Here is an 18,120-nt window from a genome sequence, read left to right as displayed (position 1 = left end):
CTGGAGGCCCGCCCTCCCCGAAGGAGGGTCCGCGACCCACACGAGCACGGAGACCCCATGAGCACCGAGAGCGAGCAGCAGAACGTGCTGATCGTCACCGGGATGTCCGGAGCCGGACGATCCACCGCCGCCAACGCGCTGGAGGACCTCGGCTGGTACGTGGTCGACAACCTCCCGCCGCAGATGCTGCGCCCGCTGGTCGATCTCGCCCAGCGCGCGGGCGACACCGTGCCCAAGGTCGCGGCGGTGGTCGACGTCCGCGGACGCGACTTCTTCGCCGATCTCGGCGAGATCGTGCGCGAGCTGCGCGTCGGCGTCGACCTGCGCGTCGTCTTCCTCGAGGCGACCGACGCCGCCCTCGTCCGCCGTTTCGAGCAGGTGCGCCGCCCGCACCCGCTGCAGGGGCGCGGCACCCTCCTCGACGGCATCTCCGCCGAGCGGACGCGACTGGCGCAGCTGCGCGAGTCGGCCGACATCGTGATCGACACGTCCGACCTCAACCCGCACCAGCTCGCGACCACGATCACCGAGCGCTTCGCCGAGGCCGGCCGCGCCGGGCTGCAGATCACCGTGATGAGCTTCGGCTTCAAGTACGGCCTGCCCACGGACGCCGACATGGTCGCCGACGCGCGCTTCCTGCCCAATCCGTACTGGATCCCGGAGCTCCGGCCGCACACCGGTCTCGACGAAGAGGTGAGAGACTACGTGCTGGCCCAGCAGGGCGCGGAGGAGTTCATCGACTCCTACTCGCGTGCCCTCCGGCCGGTGCTCGACGGCTACCAGCGCGAGAACAAGCGCCACGCGACCATCGCCATCGGCTGCACCGGCGGCAAGCACCGCTCGGTCGCCGTCGCCGGCCGCGTCGCGGCCCGACTGGCCGAGCTGCCGGGTGTCGCCGTCAACGTGGCGCACCGCGACCTCGGCCGAGAATGATCCCCGCGCGCTCCGCCGCGCACCCGACGTAAGGAAAGAAGACTCCGTGGCCCTCACTGCAGATGTCAAGGGCGAACTGGTCGCGATCGTCTCGCGCAAGAACACCGTCCGTGCCGCTGAACTGGCGACCATCCTCCGCTTCTCCGGGGGACTGCACATCATCTCGAACCGCCTCGCGGTCGAGGTCGAGCTCGACTCGGCACCGCTGGCCACCCGCGTCCGCCGCGACCTCGCCGAGCTCTACGGAGTCCGCAGCGAGGGCAGCATCGTCTCGGCCGGCGGCTCGCGCCGCACGACCAGCTGGCTGGTGCGCGTGGTGGAGGGCGGCGACACGCTCGCCCGCCAGACCGGTCTGCTCGACCAGCGCGGTCGTCCCGTCCGCGGCCTGCCGAACCGCCTGACCACCGGCACGCGGGAGGAGCTCGCCGCCGTGTGGCGCGGCGCCTTCCTCGCGCAGGGCTCGCTCACCGACCCCGGCCGCTCGGCCGCCCTCGAGGTGATCTGCCCCGGCAACGAGGCGGCGATGGCCATCGTCGGCGCGGCCGGCCGCCTCGGCGTCCAGGCGAAGTCGCGCGAGGTGCGCGGCGTGCACCGCGTCGTGATCCGCGACGGCGAGAGCATCAGCGCGATGCTCACCCTGATGGGCGCGACCTCCACGGTCGCCAGCTGGGAGGAGCTGCGCCAGCGCCGCGAGGTCCGCGCGACCGCCAACCGCCTGGTCAACTTCGACGACGCGAACCTCCGCCGCTCCGCGCAGGCCGCGGTCGCCGCCTGCTCCCGCGTCGAGCGCGCGATGGAGATCCTCGGCGAGGACATCCCCGAGCACCTCCGCTACGCCGGACGGCTGCGTCTCGCGCACCGCGACGCCAGCCTCGACGAGCTCGGCCACCACGCCGACCCGCCGATGACGAAGGACGCCGTCGCCGGCCGCATCCGCCGCCTGCTCGCGATGGCCGACAAGCGCGCCACCGACCTCGACATCCCGGGCACCGACGCGAACCTCCCCGCCGAGCTCCAGGACCTCTGAGCCCCGCGCGGGCCGACGGGCGTTCCGGCGCGCGAACGCTGAGTGTCTCCTGGTTGAACGGAGGAAACGCTCCGAGTGCGGAGGGCGGCTCTCACTAGACTGGAAAGGTCGCTCAGGACACCCCGGCACACCCTCCCGCGCAGCGGTGAGGGGCCGTGAGACCCGGCGGATCACTGAGGTCGACGACCACGAACAGGAGATCGCACATGGCTGACTACACGCTCGCCGAACTGCCCTACGACTACTCGGCTCTCGAGCCGCACATCAGTGGACGGATCATGGAGCTCCACCACGACAAGCACCACGCGACGTACGTGACCGGGGCGAACACCGCCCTCGCCGCGCTGCAGGAGGCTCGCGACAGCGAGAACCTCGCGAACGTCAACAAGCTCCAGAAGGACCTGGCGTTCAACCTCGCCGGTCACGTGAACCACACCGTGTTCTGGAACAACCTCTCGCCCGACGGCGGCGACAAGCCGACCGGCGAGCTCGCCGCGGCGATCGACGAGAACTTCGGCTCGTTCGACAAGTTCAAGGCGCACTTCACCGCCTCGGCCCTCGGCATCCAGGGCTCCGGCTGGTCGATCCTCGCCTGGGACTCGCTCGGCGAGAAGCTCCTGATCGAGCAGCTCTACGACCACCAGAGCAACCACGCCGCGGCCACCGTCCCGGTCCTGCTGCTCGACATGTGGGAGCACGCCTTCTACCTCGACTACGTCAACGTCAAGGCCGACTACGTCAAGGCGTTCTGGAACATCGTGAACTGGGCCGACGTGTCCGCGCGCTTCGAGAAGGCCCGCCGGAACACTTCCGGCCTGCTGCTACTGTCGTAGCGATTCCGGCGTCCCGGGTCCCGATCCGGGACGCCGCTCTCCCAGCGATCCACACCCTCCACTGCACCGTCGAGGTGCCCTTCCTCTCCAGGAGATATCTGTGTCCGTCAAGATCGGCATCAACGGCTTCGGCCGTATCGGCCGTAACTTCCTCCGTGCGGCCCTCGCCAAGGGCAGCGACCTCGAGATCGTCGCGGTCAACGACCTCACCGACAACAAGGCGCTCGCGCACCTCCTGAAGTACGACTCCATCACCGGCCGCCTCGACGCGACCGTGGAGCTGGACGGCGACAAGATCGTCGTCAACGGCAAGCCGATCATCGTGCTCGAGGAGCGCGACCCCGCGAACCTCCCCTGGGGCGAGCTGGGCGTCGACGTCGTCATCGAGTCGACCGGCCGCTTCACCAAGTCGGAGGACGCGCGCAAGCACATCACCGCCGGCGCCAAGAAGGTCATCGTCTCGGCTCCCGCCACCGGCGACGACGTCGCGACCATCGTCCTCGGCGTCAACGAGGGCACCTACGACCCCCAGGTCCACGACATCGTCTCGAACGCGTCGTGCACCACGAACTGCCTCGCGCCGCTCGCCAAGGTCCTGCTCGACAACTTCGGCATCGAGCGCGGTCTCATGACCACGGTCCACGCCTACACCGCCGACCAGAACCTGCAGGACGGCCCGCACAGCGACCTCCGTCGCGCGCGCGCCGCCGCGGTCAACATCATCCCGACGTCGACCGGTGCCGCCAAGGCCCTCGGCCTCGTCATCCCCGAGCTCGTCGGCAAGCTCGACGGCTACGCGCTGCGCGTCCCGGTCCCGACCGGCTCGATCACCGACCTCACGGTCGAGCTGACGAACCCGGCCACGGTCGAGGAGATCAACGCGGCCTACAAGGCCGCCGCCGCGGGCGACCTCGAGGGCATCCTCAAGTACACCGAGGACCCGATCGTCTCCAGCGACATCGTCACCGACCCGCACTCCTCGATCTTCGACGCCGGCCTGACCAAGGTCATCGGCAACCAGGTCAAGGTCGCCTCCTGGTACGACAACGAGTGGGGCTACTCCAACCGCCTCGTCGACGTCGCCGAGCTCGTCGCCGGCAAGCTCTGAGTCACGACTCCGTGACGAGTGACACCGTGACGCTCCGCACTCTGGACTCACTGGGCTCCCTCGCCGGCACGCGCGTCGTCGTCCGCTGCGATCTGAACGTCCCCCTGAAGGACGGAACGATCACGGACGACGGCCGCGTGCGCGCGTCGGTGCCCACGCTCCAGCGGCTCGTCGCCGAGGGCGCCCGAGTCGTGGTCGTGAGCCACCTCGGCCGCCCCGACGGCGCCCCCGACTCGAAGTACAGCCTCGCGCCCGTCGCCGAGCGCCTCGGCGAGCTCCTCGACGCTCCCGTCTCGTTCGCCGAGGACACGGTCGGCGACTCCGCCTCCGCCGCGGTCGACGCCCTCGAGGACGGCCAGGTCGTCGTGCTCGAGAACCTCCGCTTCAACCCGGGCGAGACCAGCAAGGACGCCGACGAGCGCCGTGCCTTCGCCGAGAAGCTCGCCGCCTTCGGCGACGCGTTCGTCTCGGACGGCTTCGGCGTCGTGCACCGCAAGCAGGCGAGCGTGTACGAGCTCGCTCAGCTGCTGCCCAGTGCCGCCGGGACGCTGATCGCCGCCGAGCTCGAGGTCCTGGACCGTCTGACCGAGAAGCCGGAGCGGCCCTACACGGTCGTCCTCGGCGGCTCGAAGGTCTCGGACAAGCTCGGCGTGATCGACCACCTGCTCCCGCGGGTCGACTCGATCCTCATCGGCGGCGGCATGCTCTTCACCTTCCTCAAGGCCCAGGGCCACGAGGTCGGCAAGAGCCTGCTCGAAGCCGACCAGATCGACACCGTCCTCGGCTACCTCGCGAAGGCGAAGGAGCTCGGGGTGGAGATCGTCGTCCCCACGGACGTGGTCGTCGCCTCGAAGTTCGGAGCGGACGCGGAGTACGTGACCGCCCCCGCCGACGCCATCGAGGACACCGCCTTCGGCGCGGACGGCCTCGGTCTGGACATCGGACCGGACACCGCGAAGCGGTTCGCCGAGGTCGTCGCGGCCTCGAAGACCGTGTTCTGGAACGGCCCGATGGGCGTCTTCGAGCTCGAGCCGTTCGCGGCCGGCACGAAAGCCGTCGCCCAGGCCCTCACCGAGGTCGACGGACTCAGCGTCGTCGGCGGCGGAGACTCCGCCGCCGCGGTGCGCGCCCTCGGCTTCGAGGACGGGCAGTTCGGCCACATCTCGACGGGAGGCGGAGCCAGCCTCGAATTCCTCGAGGGGAAGCGCCTCCCCGGACTGGAGGTCCTCGGATGGCAGTGACATCCCGCATCCCGCTCATCGCCGGCAACTGGAAGATGAACCTGGACCACCTCCAGGCCATCGCCTTCGTGCAGAAGCTCGCGTGGAGCCTCAAGGACGCCAACCACGACTTCGACGGAGTCGAGGTCGCGGTGTTCCCGCCGTTCACCGATCTACGCCCCGTGCAGATCCTCGTCGACTCCGACAAGCTGCCGCTCAAGTACGGCGCGCAGGACCTGTCGAAGTTCGACAGCGGGGCCTACACCGGTGAGATCTCCGGCCAGTTCCTCCAGCAGCTCGACTGCGACTACGTCATCGTCGGCCACTCCGAGCGGCGCACGCTGCACGGCGAGACCGACGCGGACATCGCCGCGAAGACGGCTGCAGCCGTCAAGCACGGCGTCCCGCCGATCGTCTGCGTCGGCGAGACCGCCGACGACCTCGAGAAGCACGGCCCGTCCGCGGTGCCGGTCGCGCAGCTGAAGGAGGCCCTCACCGGTCTCCCCGCGGACGCCGACCTGGTCGTCGCGTACGAGCCGGTCTGGGCCATCGGCTCCGGCCAGGCCGCCACGCCCGAGCAGGCCCAGCAGGTCTGCAAGGCCCTCCGCGACGTCGTCGCCGACATCCTCGGCGCCGACACCGCGGCGAAGACGCGCATCCTCTACGGCGGCTCCGTCAAGTCCGGAAACATCGCCGGCTTCATGCGCGAGCCCGACGTCGACGGCGCCCTCGTCGGAGGCGCCAGCCTCCAGGTCGAGGAGTTCGCTGCGATCGCGCGCTATCGGAACCACGTAGGCGTCTGACGCTCTGCATCTGAAGGGGTGGGCCCAAGGGCCCGCCCCTTCAGTCGTTCCGGCGGCAGACGTCCGGGAGCGGTTCCGACAGCACGCGATCGTCCACGCCGCTCCCTGCGCGGCGTGGCGCAGTCGGCTCTTCGAGGTGGTCGCGTCCCGTAGAGCGTCCTGCGTCCGGCCACGACGATTCGCTGCCACGCGAATCGCCGGTTGCCCTCGCCGCCGCGCGGCCGGTCGTCCACCCCAGGTCCTCTCCGCGGTGATCCTCCCGGAAGTGCCGGTGGGAGCCTCGCGCGTGCGCGGGCGGAGGGGATGGCCTCGTCGCGGCGACAGGCTCGGGTCTGGCGGGCGCTCCGCAGGAGCGCGGGAAGGCGCCGCGACGAGGCCATCCCCTCCGCCCCCACCAGAAGTCGAAGCGCCCGCGTATACAGCGGACGGAACACGGGGCGACGCGATTCCCCGGGGTTCGCAGGCGCCGTTATACTCGTCGAGGCGTGCAACGCGCCAGAACTTCGAAAGGTACCGCGTGGACATCCTCCAGGTCGTGCTCCAGGTCGTCCTGGGCATCACGAGCCTCCTGCTCACCATGCTGATCCTGCTCCACAAGGGGCGCGGCGGCGGACTGTCCGACATGTTCGGCGGTGGAGTCACCTCGAACCTCGGTGCCTCGGGCGTCGCGGAGCGCAACCTGAACCGCATCACTGTGATCCTCGGCCTCGTCTGGCTGGCCTGCATCGTGGTGCTCGGTCTCATCACCAAGTTCGACACCGGAGCATAGGGGTAAACGGAATGGCATCAGGCGGCAGTGCAATCCGCGGTTCGCGCGTCGGCGCGGGACCCATGGGCGAGCAGGACCGGGGCTACCACGCGGAGCGCGTCGCGGTCTCCTACTGGGACGCCCTCGGCAACGAGACGGTGCGCCACTTCTCGGCGGCCCTCCCGGAGGACGAGATCCCCGAGGTGATCGACTCCCCGCAGTCCGGTCTCCCCGCGGGCCGCGACCGGGCGAACCCGCCGCAGGTCGCGAAGTCGGAGCCCTACAAGACGCACCTCGCGTACGTGAAGGAGCGCCGCACCGAGGCCGAGGCGGCTCAGCTCCTCGAGGAGGCGCTGCAGCAGCTGCGCGCCCGCCGCGGCACCGCGACCCCCAGCTGAGCACGACCGGCCGCACGGCCGGAGCAACGACGAAGGGCCCGCCCTCCCCAGGAGGCGGGCCCTTCGTCGTTGCCGGACGAGCCGTCCGGGCAGGTCTCAGTAGCTCGGGGCGATCAGCGACTCCGGAACCTCGGCCGCAGCCTCCTGGTCGACGAAGAACACCGTGCGCTTGCGGCCGAACGCTCCGGCCGCCGGCACCTCGTTGGTGCTCGCGCCCGCCAGGGCGAGGCCGAGGGCGGAGGCCTTGTCGGCTCCCGCGAGGACCATCCAGATCCGGTCGGACTGGTTGATCAGCGGCAGCGTGAGGGTGAGGCGCTCGGGCGGCGGCTTGGGGGAGTTGCGGACCGCCAGCACACCCGGCTGCGGGTGGCGGATGGCCGAGCGCTCCGGGAAGAGCGAGGCGATGTGGCCGTCGGGCCCGACGCCGAGGAAGGTGATGTCGAAGCGGGGGTAGTCGCGGCCCTCGGTCGCGTGCGCGCGGAGCTCGGCGTCGTACGCGGCGGCCGCGCCGTCGAGGTCGAGGCCCTCGTCCGACGCGGGGTAGGAGTGCACGTTCCCGGCCGGGACGTCGAGGCGCTCGAAGAGGTCGCCCGCCTGCACGTCGTTCCGGTCCTCGTGGCCGCGGGGGACCCAGCGCTCGTCGCCCCACCAGAAGTGCACGCGCGTCCAGTCGACGTTGCCCGACGCGGAGGAGCCGGCGATCTCCTTCAGCGTCGCCGCGCCCATCGTCCCGCCCGTGAGGACCACGTTCGCCGTGCCCAGGTCGTCGAGGATGTCGATCGTCTTCGTCAGGAAGCGCGCGGCGACCGAGCCTGCGAGGGTCTGCTTGTCTCGGTGGACGAGCACACGGCGGTCAGTGGTCATCGGGGTCTCCTTCGGGTCGGTCGCCTGCGGCGGATGGCCGTCTCGCCGGCCGCCGCGCCCGGGAGCGGGCGGCGGCGGCCGGGGAGTGCGGCGGTGTCAGGACGCGCTGCGGGCGTCGTTCTTCTCGGTGAGCATGTCCACACCGCGCGAGATGACTTCACCGTACAGGTCATCCGGGTCGAGCCTGCGCAGCTCCTCCGCCAGGCAGTCGCGGAGGCTCCGGCGCGGCAGGGAGATGTCGTGGACGGGCTGGTCGGGCTGCGTCAGCGTGGCGACGTTCGGGATCGAGCGCTCGAGCTCGATCACGCCGGACTCGCGGAAGAGGCGCACCCCGTGGATCCCGCTGGACCCCGTCGCACTGATGGTGAGCTCGTGGTCGACGGGGATGTCGAGCTCGAGCTGCAGCCAGGCCGCGAGCAGGATCGTCGAGGGGGAGTCCGGCGCGCCGGAGACCTCGACGGCCGTGATCGGCTCGTACGGCGGCTGGTCGAGCACGGCGGCGAGCTGGGCGCGCCACAGGGTGAGGCGCGTCCAGGCGAAGTCGGTGTCACCGGGCGCGTAGGTCGAGGCCAGGTGGTGCAGCGCCTCGGCCGGGTTCGACTGCGCGGAGGCGTCGGTGATCCGGCGGGTCGCGATGCGGCCGATCGGCGACTTCGAGGCGCTCTCGGGCGCGCTGTTCGGCCACCAGGCGACCACGGGGGCGTCCGGGAGCAGGAGCCCCGTGACGAGGCTCTCCTCGTCCGTCGCCGCGTCGCCGAACGGGCGGAGCACGACGACCTCGCTCGCGCCGGCGTCGCCGCCCACGCGGATCTGCGCGTCGACGCGCGGGGTGGCGTCGACGGGGACCGTGGTGAGCCCGTCGTCCTTCGAGACGACGATGACGCGCATCGGGTGCTCGCGGGACGCGTCGTTGGCGGCGTCGATCGCCTCCTCCTCGTGGCCCCGGGAGGTCGCGATGATGAGGGTGAGCACGCGGCCGAGGGCGACGGCGCCGCCCTCCTCGCGGATCTTGACGAGGGTCTTCGAGACCTCGCTCGTCGTGGTGTCGGGCAGATCGACGATCACGGGCGCCTCCAGGTGCGGCCGTCGCGAGCGAGGAGCTCGTCGGCGGAATCGGGGCCCCAGGTTCCGGGGCGGTACTGCTCGGGCTGGCCCTGCGTGGTCCAGTACTCCTCGATCGGGTCGAGGATCTTCCAGGACAGCTCGACCTCCTCGTGCCGCGGGAAGAGCGGGGGCTCGCCCAGGAGGACGTCGAGGATGAGGCGCTCGTACGCCTCGGGGCTGGCCTCGGTGAAGGCGTGGCCGTAGCCGAAGTCCATCGTGACGTCGCGCACCTGCATGCCGGCGCCGGGCACCTTCGAGCCGAAGCGCATGGTCACGCCCTCGTCCGGCTGGACGCGGATCACCAGGGCGTTCTGGCCGAGCGAGGTGGTCTGGCTCTCGGCGAAGAGCTGCTGCGGCGCACGCTTGAAGACCACCGCGATCTCGGTGACGCGGCGGCCCAGGCGCTTGCCCGCGCGGAGGTAGAACGGCACGCCGGCCCAGCGGCGGGTGCCGATGTCGAGGCGCATCGCGGCGAAGGTCTCGGTGGTCGAGGTGGGGCTCATGCCGTCCTCCTCGAGGAAGCCGAGCACCTTCTCGCCGCCCTGCCAGCCGCCGGAGTACTGCCCGCGCGCGGTGACGGTCGACAGGTCCTTCGGCAGGCGGACGGCCGCGAGGACCTTCTCCTTCTCGGCGCGGAGGTCCGCGGCGTCGAACGAGATCGGCTCCTCCATCGCCGTGAGGGCGAGCAGCTGGAGCAGGTGGTTCTGGATGACGTCGCGCGCGGCGCCGATGCCGTCGTAGTAGCCGGCGCGGCCGCCCACTCCGATGTCCTCGGCCATCGTGATCTGCACGTGGTCGACGTAGTTCGAGTTCCAGAGCGGCTCGTACATCATGTTGGCGAAGCGCAGCGCCAGGATGTTCTGGACCGTCTCCTTGCCGAGGTAGTGGTCGATCCGGAAGACGGAGTCCGGCGGGAAGACCGACTCGACGACGGCGTTCAGCTCGCGCGCGGTCGTCAGGTCGCTGCCGAAGGGCTTCTCGATGACGACGCGGCGCCACTGGCCGTCCTTCTGCTCCGCGAGGCCCGAGCTGCGCAGCTGCTCGGTGACCTGGGGGAAGGACTTCGGCGGGATCGAGAGGTAGAAGGCGAAGTTGCCGTTCGTGCCGCGCTCGCGGTCGAGCTCGTCGACCGTCGTCTTCAGGCGGCTGAAGGCCTCGGGGTCGTCGAACTCGCCCTGCACGAAGCGGATGCCCTGCGCGAGCTGGGTCCAGACCTCCTCGTGGAACTCGGTGCGCGCGTACTTCTTGACGGAGTCGTGCACGACCTTCTCGAAGTCCTGGTCGTCCCAGTCGCGCCGGGCGAAGCCGACGAGCGCGAAGCCGGGCGGCAGCAGGCCGCGGTTGGCGAGGTCGTAGACCGCAGGCATGAGCTTCTTGCGGGAGAGATCGCCGGTGACGCCGAAGATGACGAGGCCGCTCGGCCCCGCGATCCGATTCAGCCGGCGGTCGAAGCTCAACCGCAGCGGGTTGAACTCGGGAGTGATGTCCACAGACATGTGCAGTGTCCTTCTGTGTGCCGCGGCGGCCGGCGGGCCGGACGCCTGGGCGCACTGCTATCGGTGACGGAGGGGGAGGGGTGACGCCGGCCCGCTCCGCTGAGGGCTTGCGAGCGCGGTCGTGACGGGCCGCGCGGACGACCGCGGGCGCGGCGCCCCGCCTCCGCGAGGAGGACGGAGCGCCGCGCCCGGCGGATCAGGTGTTGAGCGCCTCGAAGAGCGCCTCGAGGTCGGCCTCCGGGTCCGTCAGCGTCAGCGTCAGGACGGGGCGGCCGTGCTCGGCGAGCACGCTCGCGTCGCCCGCGGCCTGCGCCTGGATCAGCTGGCCGAAGGTGAACGGGCTCTCGGGGATCTCGAGGTCCGTGCTCGCGCGCTCGGCGATCTGGAGGAAGACGCCGGTCGGCGCTCCGCCCTTGTGGTACTGACCCGTCGAGTGCAGGAAGCGCGGGCCCCAGCCGAACGTGACGGGGCGCTTCGACTGCGCGGCGAGGAGGTCGCGGACGCCCTCCAGCTGCGGGAGGGCGAGGCGGTCGACGTAGGCCTGGATCGACACGTAGCCGCCCTCGCCCAGCTGGGCGAGGAGGCGGTCGACGGCGGCGGCGACGGTCGAGACGCCCTCGGTGACCTCGGACGTGCCGGTCACCTCGATGCCCGCGTCGGTGAACGCCGGGGCGGCGGGCTCGGGCCGCTTCTCGAGCAGGGCCCGGGTCGCGACCTTCGCCGACTCGACGTCGGGCTGGTCGAACGGGTTGATCCCGAGCAGTCGCCCGGCGACCGCGACCGCGTACTCCCAGGTCAGCATCTGCGCGCCGAGCGAGCCGGACAGGAGGATCTCGCCCTCGTGCCGGTCGCGCGGGAACAGGTGCAGCGCGCTCGCGTCCTCGACCAGGCGGACGACCTGCACGTCGGCGAGGTCCTCCGACAGCTCGGGGGCGAGGGTGCCCAGGACGACGGGGAGGATGCCCGTGCCGTCCTTGCCGGTGGACTCGGCGATGAGCTGCTCGGCCCAGTCGGCGAAGCCCACGATGTGGGTGCCGTCCGCCACGATCGCGAGCTTGTCGCGACGGGGGCTGGTGGCGGCGATCGCGGCGCCGAGGAGCAGACCCGGGTTCTCCGGGGTGTCCACGGCCAGGCCGAGGGACGCCTCCGCCGCCTCGTCGAGGAGGGCCTCGATGTCGGCTCCGGCGAGGCCGGACGGCACGAGGCCGAACGCGGACAGCGCCGAGAAGCGACCGCCGATGTTCGGGTCGGCGTTGAAGACCCGGTAGCCCGCCTCGCGGGACGAGGTGTCCAGCGGGGAGCCGGGGTCGGTCACGATCACGATGCGGTCGAGCGGGTCGATGCCCGCCTCGGTGAACGCCTTCTCGTAGGCCTTCTTCTGGCTGGCGGTCTCGACCGTCGAGCCTGACTTGGACGAGATGACGACAGCGGTCGATGCGAGGCGGTCGTTCAGGGCCGCGAGGACCTGCCCGGGGGCGGTGGAGTCGAGCACGGTGAGCTCGACGCCGGCGGTCCGGGTGATGACCTCGGGCGCGAGCGAGGAGCCGCCCATGCCGCCGAGCACGATGTGGTCGATGCCCTTGGCCTGGAACTCCTCGCGGAGCGCCAGGATCTCGGGGATCAGCGGGCGGGAGACGGTGGTCGACTCGGTCCAGCCGAGGCGCTTCGCGGACTCGTCCTCGGCCGCCGCACCCCAGAGGGTGGGGACCTGGGCGGTGATGCCCGAGGCGACCTCGTCGGCGACGAGCTCCGGCACGACGCGGTCGGCGGCCTTCTCGGCGTCGCCGCTGAGGTGGATCTGGATCGCCATGATCAGGCCTTCGCCTTCGCGCCCTCGAGCGCGGCGGTGACGGTGTCCAGCAGCTCGTTCCAGGAGACGACGAACTTCTCGACGCCCTCCTTCTCGAGCAGCTCGGTGACCTCGGCGTAGGAGACGCCCTGCGCGGCGACGGCGTCGAGCACGGCGTTCGCGTCGGCGTAGGAGCCGGTCACGGTGTCCCCGGAGATGACGCCGTGGTCGAAGGTCGCCTCGAGGGTCTTCTCGGGCATGGTGTTGACGACGCCCGCGGCGACCAGCTCGGTCACGTAGAGGGTGTCGGGGAGGTCGGTCGACTTGACGCCGGTCGAGGCCCAGAGCGGACGCTGGCGGTTGGCGCCGGACTCCTGCAGGAGCAGCGCGCGCTCGGTGGCGAACGCCTCGACGAAGACCTCGTAGGCGAGCTGCGCGTTGGCGACGCCGGCCTTGCTCTTGAGGGCGAGGGCCTCGTCGGTGCCGACGGCCTCGAGGCGCTTGTCGATCTCGGTGTCGACGCGCGACACGAAGAACGAGGCGACGGAGTGGATCGTCGACAGGTCGATGCCGGCGTCCTTGGCCTTCTCGAGGCCGGCGAGGTACGCGTTGATGACGGCGCGGTAGCGGGCGAGCGAGAAGATCAGCGTGACGTTGACCGAGATGCCGGAGCCGATGGCCTCGGTGATGGCCTCGAGGCCCTCGACGGTCGCGGGGATCTTGATCATCGCGTTCGGGCGGTCGACCTTGGCCCAGAGGGCCTTGGCCTGCTCGATGGTGCCCTGCGCGTCGTGCGCGAGGCCCGGCTCGACCTCGATCGAGACGCGGCCGTCGTAGCCGTTGGTCGCGTCGTAGATCGGGCGGAAGACGTCGGAGGCGGCGGCCACGTCGTCGGTGGTGATCGCGAAGACCGCGTCGGTCACCGAGGTGTCGGCGGCGGCGAGCTCCTCGACCTGCTCGTCGTAGGACTCGCCCTTGGCGAGGGCCGCGGCGAAGATCGTGGGGTTGGTGGTGACTCCGACGACGTTCTTCTCGTCGATGAGCTTCTGCAGCCCGCCGCTCGAGATGCGCGAGCGCGACAGGTCGTCGAGCCAGATGCTGACGCCGGCGGCGGAGAGGTCTGCGGTGGGGGTGTTCTCGGTCATGTCTCTTCTTCTCGTTCGTAGGTGGTGCGGGTCGGTGGGGAGTCGTGGGCCCGACGGCGAAGGCCGCGCCCTGGTGGACGCGGCCTTCGTGGTCAGGACGCCGCGAGCGACTCCTTGGCGGCGGTGATGGCCGCCTCGGTGGTGATCCCGAACTCGCGGAACAGGGTCTTGTAGTCGGCGGAGGCGCCGAAGTGCTCGATGGAGACCGAGCGGCCGGCGTCGCCGACGTACTTCTGCCAGCCGAGGCTGAGGCCCGCCTCGATCGAGACGCGCGCCTTCACGGCGGACGGCAGCACCTTCTCGCGGTACTCGGCGTCCTGCTCCTCGAACCACTCGAGCGACGGGGCCGAGACGACGCGGGCGTTGACGCCCTCGCCCTTGAGCAGCTCGCGCGCCTCGACGGCGATCTGCACCTCGGAGCCGGTGGCGATGAGGATCACGTCGGGGGTGCCGTTCGGCGCCTCGGCGAGGATGTACGCACCGCGGGCGACGTTCGACGCGTGGGCGAAGGTCTCGCCGGAGGCGTCGCCCTCTCCGCGCTCGAAGACGGGGATGTTCTGGCGGGTCAGCGCGAGACCGGCGGGGCCCTCGCGGCGCTCGAGGATCGTCTTCCAGGCGTAGGCGACCTCGTTCGCGTCGCCGGGGCGGACGATGTCCAGTCCCGGGATCGCGCGGAGGGCGGCCAGCTGCTCGACCGGCTGGTGCGTCGGGCCGTCCTCCCCGAGCGCCACGGAGTCGTGGGTCCAGACGTAGATGGCCGGCGCCTTCATGAGCGCGGCGAGACGGACGGCCGGGCGCATGTAGTCGGAGAAGATCAGGAAGGTGCCGCCGAAGGGGCGGGTGTTGCCGTGGAGGACGATGCCGTTGAGGATCGCGCCCATGGCGTGCTCGCGGATGCCGAAGTGCAGCACGCGGCCGCCCTTCTTCCCGGTCCACTCGTGGGTCGAGAACTCGGTCGGCACGAACGAGCCGGCGCCCTCGATGGTCGTGTTGTTCGACTCGGCGAGGTCGGCGGAGCCGCCCCAGAGCTCGGGCACGACTCCGGCGAGGGCGTTGATGACCTTGCCGGACGCGGCTCGGGTCGACACCTCCTTGCCGGGCTCGAAGACGGGGAGGGCCTCCTGGACGCCCTCGGGGAGGTCGCCGCTCAGGACGCGGTCGAGGAGGACCTTCTTCTCGGGGTTCGCGACCGCCCACGCCTCGAGCTTCTCGTTCCACTCGGCGTGCTGCGCCTGGCCGCGCTCGACGGCCTTGCGGGTGTGCTCGATGACCTCGTCGGCGACGTCGAAGGTCTTCTCGGGGTCGAAGCCGAGCACCTCCTTGAGGCCGCGCAGCTCGTCGGCGCCGAGGGCGGAGCCGTGGATCTTGCCGGTGTTCTGCTTCTTCGGCGAGGGCCAGCCGATGATCGTGCGCAGGATGATGAGCGACGGCTTGTCCGTCTCGCCCTTGGCGGCCTCGATCGCGGCGTGCAGCTCGGCGACGTCCTCGTGGTACTCGCCGGTCTTCTTCCAGTCGACGACCTGGACCTGCCAGTCGTAGGCCTCGTAGCGCGCCTTGACGTCCTCGGTGAAGGCGATGTTGGTGTCGTCCTCGATCGAGATCTGGTTGGAGTCGTAGATGACGACGAGGTTGCCGAGCTGCTGGTGGCCGGCGAGCGAGGAGGCCTCGCTGGTGACGCCCTCCTGCAGGTCGCCGTCGCCGGCGATGACGTAGACGAAGTGGTCGAACGGCGAGGTGCCGACGGCGGCCTCGGGGTCGAACAGGTCGCGCTCGAAGCGCGCGGCGTAGGCGAAGCCGACGGCCGAGGCGAGACCCTGGCCGAGCGGGCCGGTGGTGATCTCGACGCCGTCGGTGTGGCCGTACTCGGGGTGGCCGGGGGTCTTCGAGCCCCAGGTGCGCAGCGCCTTGAGGTCGTCGAGCTCGAGGCCGTAGCCGCCCAGGTAGAACTGGACGTACTGCGTCAGCGAGGAGTGGCCGACCGACAGGATGAAGCGGTCGCGGCCGATCCAGGTGGCGTCGGACGGATCGCGGCGCATGACCTTCTGGAACAGGAGGTAGGCGGCCGGCGCGAGGCTCATGGCGGTGCCGGGGTGGCCGTTGCCGACCTTCTCGACCGCATCCGCGGCGAGAACCCTCGCCGTGTCGACTGCCTTCTCGTCAATGGAATCCCATTGCAGTTCTGACACTAGGTACTGACCCTTCTCGAGACGTGGGGCAGACGGGGACCGTCCGCCCTCTCGCATGGTGGAGCGCGCATGACGACTTCGACACGATGCTTCCGACGACGCCCCGTTCGGCCTCGCGCGACTGATCAGTCGGGCGGAACTCGGGTGCGGGCCGGGCGCTCTGGCGAGCAGTTCCGAGTATACGGAGGGGGGTGCGCCGGGGATCGGGGGTTGCGCCTCGCATATGTCGGCTCCCGATTGGACAAGCGTGCACTCCGGGCTCGCCCCCATCCGCCGCGCATTACACTCGTTCGGGATCATCGATCGTTAGAGGAGCAATGGACCTAGTCGCAGAGACCACCGCGATCGAGCGGGGAGGGCCCGTCCGGTCGCCCCTGTCGCGCAAGGTGAGGGCGTACGTCGCGCTGACGAAGCCGCGCGTGATCGAGCTGCTGCTCGTGGTCACGGCGCCCACGATGATCCTGGCGCAGGGCGGGATCCCGAACCTGCTGCTGGTGCTGAACGTGCTCATCGGCGGGGCGCTCAGCGCCGGGTCGGCCGGCGCGTTCAACTGCTACATCGACCGCGACATCGACCGCGTGATGAAGCGGACCCGGAACCGCCCGCTGGTCACCGGCGAGGTCTCCGACCGCGAGGCGCTGGTCTTCGCGACCACCATCGGCGTGCTGTCGATCGTCTGGCTCGGCCTCACGGCCAACTGGCTCGCCGCGTCGCTCTCGCTCGCCGCGATCCTCATCTACGTGCTCTTCTACACGCTGTTCCTCAAGCGCCGCACCCCGCAGAACATCGTCTGGGGCGGGATCGCCGGCTGCATGCCCGTGCTGATCGGCTGGGCCGCCGTCACGAACTCGCTCGACTGGGCGCCGATCATCCTCTTCTCGGTGATCTTCCTCTGGACGCCGCCGCACTACTGGCCGCTGTCGATGAAGTACCGCGAGGACTACCGCGCCGCGGGCGTGCCGATGCTCGCCGTCGTGCGCGGGCGCACCATCGTCGGCCTCCAGGTCATCCTCTACGCGTGGGCCACCGTCGCCTGCTCGCTGCTGCTCATCCCGGTGGCGGACATGGGAGTCGTCTACACCGTCGTCGCCCTGGCCAGCGGCGTCTGGTTCATCGCCGAGACGCACCGCCTCTACAGCCTCGCGATCCGTCATGAGCACGTCTCGCCGATGCGCGTCTTCCACGGCTCGATCGGATACCTCACGCTGCTCTTCCTCGCCGTCGGCATCGATCCGCTGCTGCCGTTCTGATGATCACGCCGTTCTCGTTCCTCGCCGAGCGCGTCACGCTGAGCCCCCGCGCCCTGCGCTGGGGGACGACCGCCGCCCTGATCGCGAGCATCCTGATCATCTTCTTCGGCGGAGTCGTGCGCCTCACCGGCTCGGGCCTCGGCTGCCCGACCTGGCCGGCCTGCGACGCCGGCTCGCTCACCTCCACGCCCGAGCTCGGGATCCACGGCTTCATCGAGTTCACCAACCGCGCCTTCACGGGCGTGCTGGTCGTCGCCGTCGGCTGGGCCATCACCGCGGCCCGGTTGCAGAAGCCGCGCGACCGCACGATGACCCGGCTCGCCTGGTCGCAGTTCTGGCTCGTCGTCGCCAACGCGCTCGCCGGCGGTGCGACCGTGCACTCGGGGCTGAACCCGTACATCGTCGCCGGGCACTTCATGCTCGCGATCGCCCTGCTGACGACGACCGCGCTGACCTGGCACCGCGCGCACCGCTCGCAGTCCGTCGCGTTCGAACCGGACGCCCTCACCCGCGGGGTGAGCATCGCCCTCATCGCGGTGACGCTGCTCGTGATCGCCGTCGGCACCCTCGTGACCGGCACCGGCCCGCATGCGGGCGATTCCGCCGAGGTCCCGCGGATGCGGTTCCACTGGGAGAGCGTGACGGTCGTGCACGGGGTGCTCGGCACCGCGACGCTCGTGCTCGCCGTCGCCCTCCTGGCGCTGCTGGCGCGGTTGCCCGGCTCCGAGCTGGCCCGGCGCCGCGTGGTCGCCTTCCTCGTCGTGGTGGGGCTGCAGGCGCTCGTCGGCGTCGCCCAGTCGCTCCTCGCCCTGCCCGAGGCGCTCGTCGCGGTGCACCTCCTCGGCTCGGCCCTCGTCTGGGTCGGCGCCGTGCGGGTGCTGCTCGACGTCAATCCGCGGCTCTTCACGGTCCGTGCTCAGCGCCGGCAGCCGGCGGAGGAGCTGGCACCCGCTCTCTGAGCACGGCGGCCGCGCTCGCCGGCCGGATGGAGGTGGCGTCGCAGCCGCAGCAGCGCGATCGGGAGCCTCCGCAGGGGGAGACCCCGGGCGAGCGCCTCGGCAAGGGTGTCGAAGTCGGCTGCGGCACCGGGCTCGAGCCCGGTGCGGGCGAGCGCTAGGAGGAGTCGGGGGCGGGCGGGGATCCTGTCGTCGTCGGTCATGGAGACACTCCAGCACGGACCACCGACACGGGTGTGGTCATGCCGGTCTGGCGGCAC

16 protein-coding genes are annotated in these 18,120 nt (G+C 70.9%); 10 read left to right on the top strand and 6 right to left on the bottom strand.

Annotated elements, in window-relative coordinates:
* The first annotated feature begins 57 nt into the window (after window positions 1-57).
* From rapZ to HRK28_RS17585, 8 genes are all read left to right on the top strand, one after another.
* A complete protein-coding gene (gene rapZ, locus HRK28_RS17620; RefSeq protein WP_160089773.1) occupies window positions 58-933 on the top strand; it encodes an RNase adapter RapZ in 876 nt (291 codons plus the stop codon).
* A gap of 46 nt (window positions 934-979) precedes the next feature.
* Window positions 980-1,960, top strand: a complete 981-nt coding sequence (whiA, locus tag HRK28_RS17615) for a DNA-binding protein WhiA (protein WP_160089771.1) — start codon at window positions 980-982, stop codon at window positions 1,958-1,960.
* Window positions 1,961-2,166: 206 nt separating this feature from the next.
* Window positions 2,167-2,793: a superoxide dismutase gene (locus HRK28_RS17610; RefSeq protein WP_160089769.1), complete on the top strand. Its 627-nt coding sequence runs from the start codon at window positions 2,167-2,169 to the stop codon at window positions 2,791-2,793.
* 100 nt (window positions 2,794-2,893) lie between these two features.
* Window positions 2,894-3,901 carry a type I glyceraldehyde-3-phosphate dehydrogenase gene (gene gap / locus HRK28_RS17605; protein WP_160089767.1) on the top strand — a complete coding sequence of 336 codons (1,008 nt, stop codon included), beginning with the start codon at window positions 2,894-2,896 and terminating at the stop codon, window positions 3,899-3,901.
* Between the two features lie 26 nt (window positions 3,902-3,927).
* Window positions 3,928-5,142: a phosphoglycerate kinase gene (gene pgk, locus HRK28_RS17600; protein ID WP_160089765.1), complete on the top strand. Its 1,215-nt coding sequence runs from the start codon at window positions 3,928-3,930 to the stop codon at window positions 5,140-5,142.
* Window positions 5,133-5,924 carry a triose-phosphate isomerase gene (gene tpiA / locus HRK28_RS17595; protein WP_173252555.1) on the top strand — a complete coding sequence of 264 codons (792 nt, stop codon included), beginning with the start codon at window positions 5,133-5,135 and terminating at the stop codon, window positions 5,922-5,924. The genes pgk and tpiA overlap by 10 nt, the downstream gene beginning before the upstream one ends.
* Window positions 5,925-6,441: 517 nt before the next feature.
* A complete protein-coding gene (gene secG / locus HRK28_RS17590; RefSeq protein ID WP_123733087.1) occupies window positions 6,442-6,693 on the top strand; it encodes a preprotein translocase subunit SecG in 252 nt (83 codons plus the stop codon).
* Window positions 6,694-6,704: 11 nt separating this feature from the next.
* Complete coding sequence (locus tag HRK28_RS17585; RefSeq protein ID WP_123446271.1) at window positions 6,705-7,070, top strand: RNA polymerase-binding protein RbpA; 366 nt, start codon at window positions 6,705-6,707, stop codon at window positions 7,068-7,070.
* A 96-nt stretch (window positions 7,071-7,166) separates the two neighbouring features.
* Here the strand turns inward: HRK28_RS17585 and pgl are convergent, their stop codons facing one another.
* From pgl to tkt, 6 genes are all read right to left on the bottom strand, one after another.
* On the bottom strand, window positions 7,167-7,934 hold the full coding sequence (gene pgl, locus HRK28_RS17580) for a 6-phosphogluconolactonase (protein ID WP_160089761.1): 768 nt from the start codon (window positions 7,932-7,934) through the stop codon (window positions 7,167-7,169).
* A gap of 96 nt (window positions 7,935-8,030) precedes the next feature.
* Complete coding sequence (locus tag HRK28_RS17575) at window positions 8,031-8,999, bottom strand: glucose-6-phosphate dehydrogenase assembly protein OpcA (RefSeq protein ID WP_160089759.1); 969 nt, start codon at window positions 8,997-8,999, stop codon at window positions 8,031-8,033.
* Window positions 8,996-10,534, bottom strand: a complete 1,539-nt coding sequence (gene zwf / locus HRK28_RS17570) for a glucose-6-phosphate dehydrogenase (RefSeq protein WP_160089757.1) — start codon at window positions 10,532-10,534, stop codon at window positions 8,996-8,998. The genes HRK28_RS17575 and zwf overlap by 4 nt, the downstream gene beginning before the upstream one ends.
* A gap of 196 nt (window positions 10,535-10,730) precedes the next feature.
* Complete coding sequence (locus HRK28_RS17565; protein WP_160089755.1) at window positions 10,731-12,344, bottom strand: glucose-6-phosphate isomerase; 1,614 nt, start codon at window positions 12,342-12,344, stop codon at window positions 10,731-10,733.
* A gap of 2 nt (window positions 12,345-12,346) precedes the next feature.
* Complete coding sequence (tal, locus tag HRK28_RS17560) at window positions 12,347-13,468, bottom strand: transaldolase (protein ID WP_160089753.1); 1,122 nt, start codon at window positions 13,466-13,468, stop codon at window positions 12,347-12,349.
* Window positions 13,469-13,560: 92 nt separating this feature from the next.
* Window positions 13,561-15,654 (bottom strand): transketolase, encoded by a 2,094-nt coding sequence (tkt, locus tag HRK28_RS17555; protein WP_160089751.1) that lies wholly within the window; start codon window positions 15,652-15,654, stop codon window positions 13,561-13,563.
* A 317-nt stretch (window positions 15,655-15,971) separates the two neighbouring features.
* Between tkt and HRK28_RS17550 the strand changes: the two genes are divergently transcribed.
* Window positions 15,972-16,904 carry a heme o synthase gene (locus tag HRK28_RS17550; RefSeq protein WP_173252554.1) on the top strand — a complete coding sequence of 311 codons (933 nt, stop codon included), beginning with the start codon at window positions 15,972-15,974 and terminating at the stop codon, window positions 16,902-16,904.
* Window positions 16,904-17,863 carry a heme A synthase gene (locus HRK28_RS17545; protein WP_173252553.1) on the top strand — a complete coding sequence of 320 codons (960 nt, stop codon included), beginning with the start codon at window positions 16,904-16,906 and terminating at the stop codon, window positions 17,861-17,863. Before HRK28_RS17550 ends, HRK28_RS17545 begins: the two co-directional genes overlap by 1 nt.
* Window positions 17,864-18,120: the final 257 nt, after the last annotated feature.

Source organism: Rathayibacter sp. VKM Ac-2835, assembly GCF_013266705.1.
Classification (GTDB): Bacteria; Actinomycetota; Actinomycetes; order Actinomycetales; family Microbacteriaceae; genus Rathayibacter.
Note: the sequence above shows the minus strand (reverse complement) of the source record. Positions and strands in the feature narration are given on the sequence as shown.

Bases quoted from the DNA above. Each gene is read 5' to 3' on its own strand.
- HRK28_RS17545 (WP_173252553.1), top strand. From the start codon at position 16,904: ATGATCACGCCGTTCTCGTTCCTCGCCGAGCGCGTCACGCTGAGCCCC.
- zwf (WP_160089757.1), bottom strand. From the start codon at position 10,534: ATGTCTGTGGACATCACTCCCGAGTTCAACCCGCTGCGGTTGAGCTTC.
- HRK28_RS17610 (WP_160089769.1), top strand. From the start codon at position 2,167: ATGGCTGACTACACGCTCGCCGAACTGCCCTACGACTACTCGGCTCTC.
- tpiA (WP_173252555.1), top strand. From the start codon at position 5,133: ATGGCAGTGACATCCCGCATCCCGCTCATCGCCGGCAACTGGAAGATG.
- tal (WP_160089753.1), bottom strand. From the start codon at position 13,468: ATGACCGAGAACACCCCCACCGCAGACCTCTCCGCCGCCGGCGTCAGC.
- HRK28_RS17550 (WP_173252554.1), top strand. From the start codon at position 15,972: ATGGACCTAGTCGCAGAGACCACCGCGATCGAGCGGGGAGGGCCCGTC.
- HRK28_RS17585 (WP_123446271.1), top strand. From the start codon at position 6,705: ATGGCATCAGGCGGCAGTGCAATCCGCGGTTCGCGCGTCGGCGCGGGA.
- rapZ (WP_160089773.1), top strand. From the start codon at position 58: ATGAGCACCGAGAGCGAGCAGCAGAACGTGCTGATCGTCACCGGGATG.
- HRK28_RS17565 (WP_160089755.1), bottom strand. From the start codon at position 12,344: ATGGCGATCCAGATCCACCTCAGCGGCGACGCCGAGAAGGCCGCCGAC.
- pgl (WP_160089761.1), bottom strand. From the start codon at position 7,934: ATGACCACTGACCGCCGTGTGCTCGTCCACCGAGACAAGCAGACCCTC.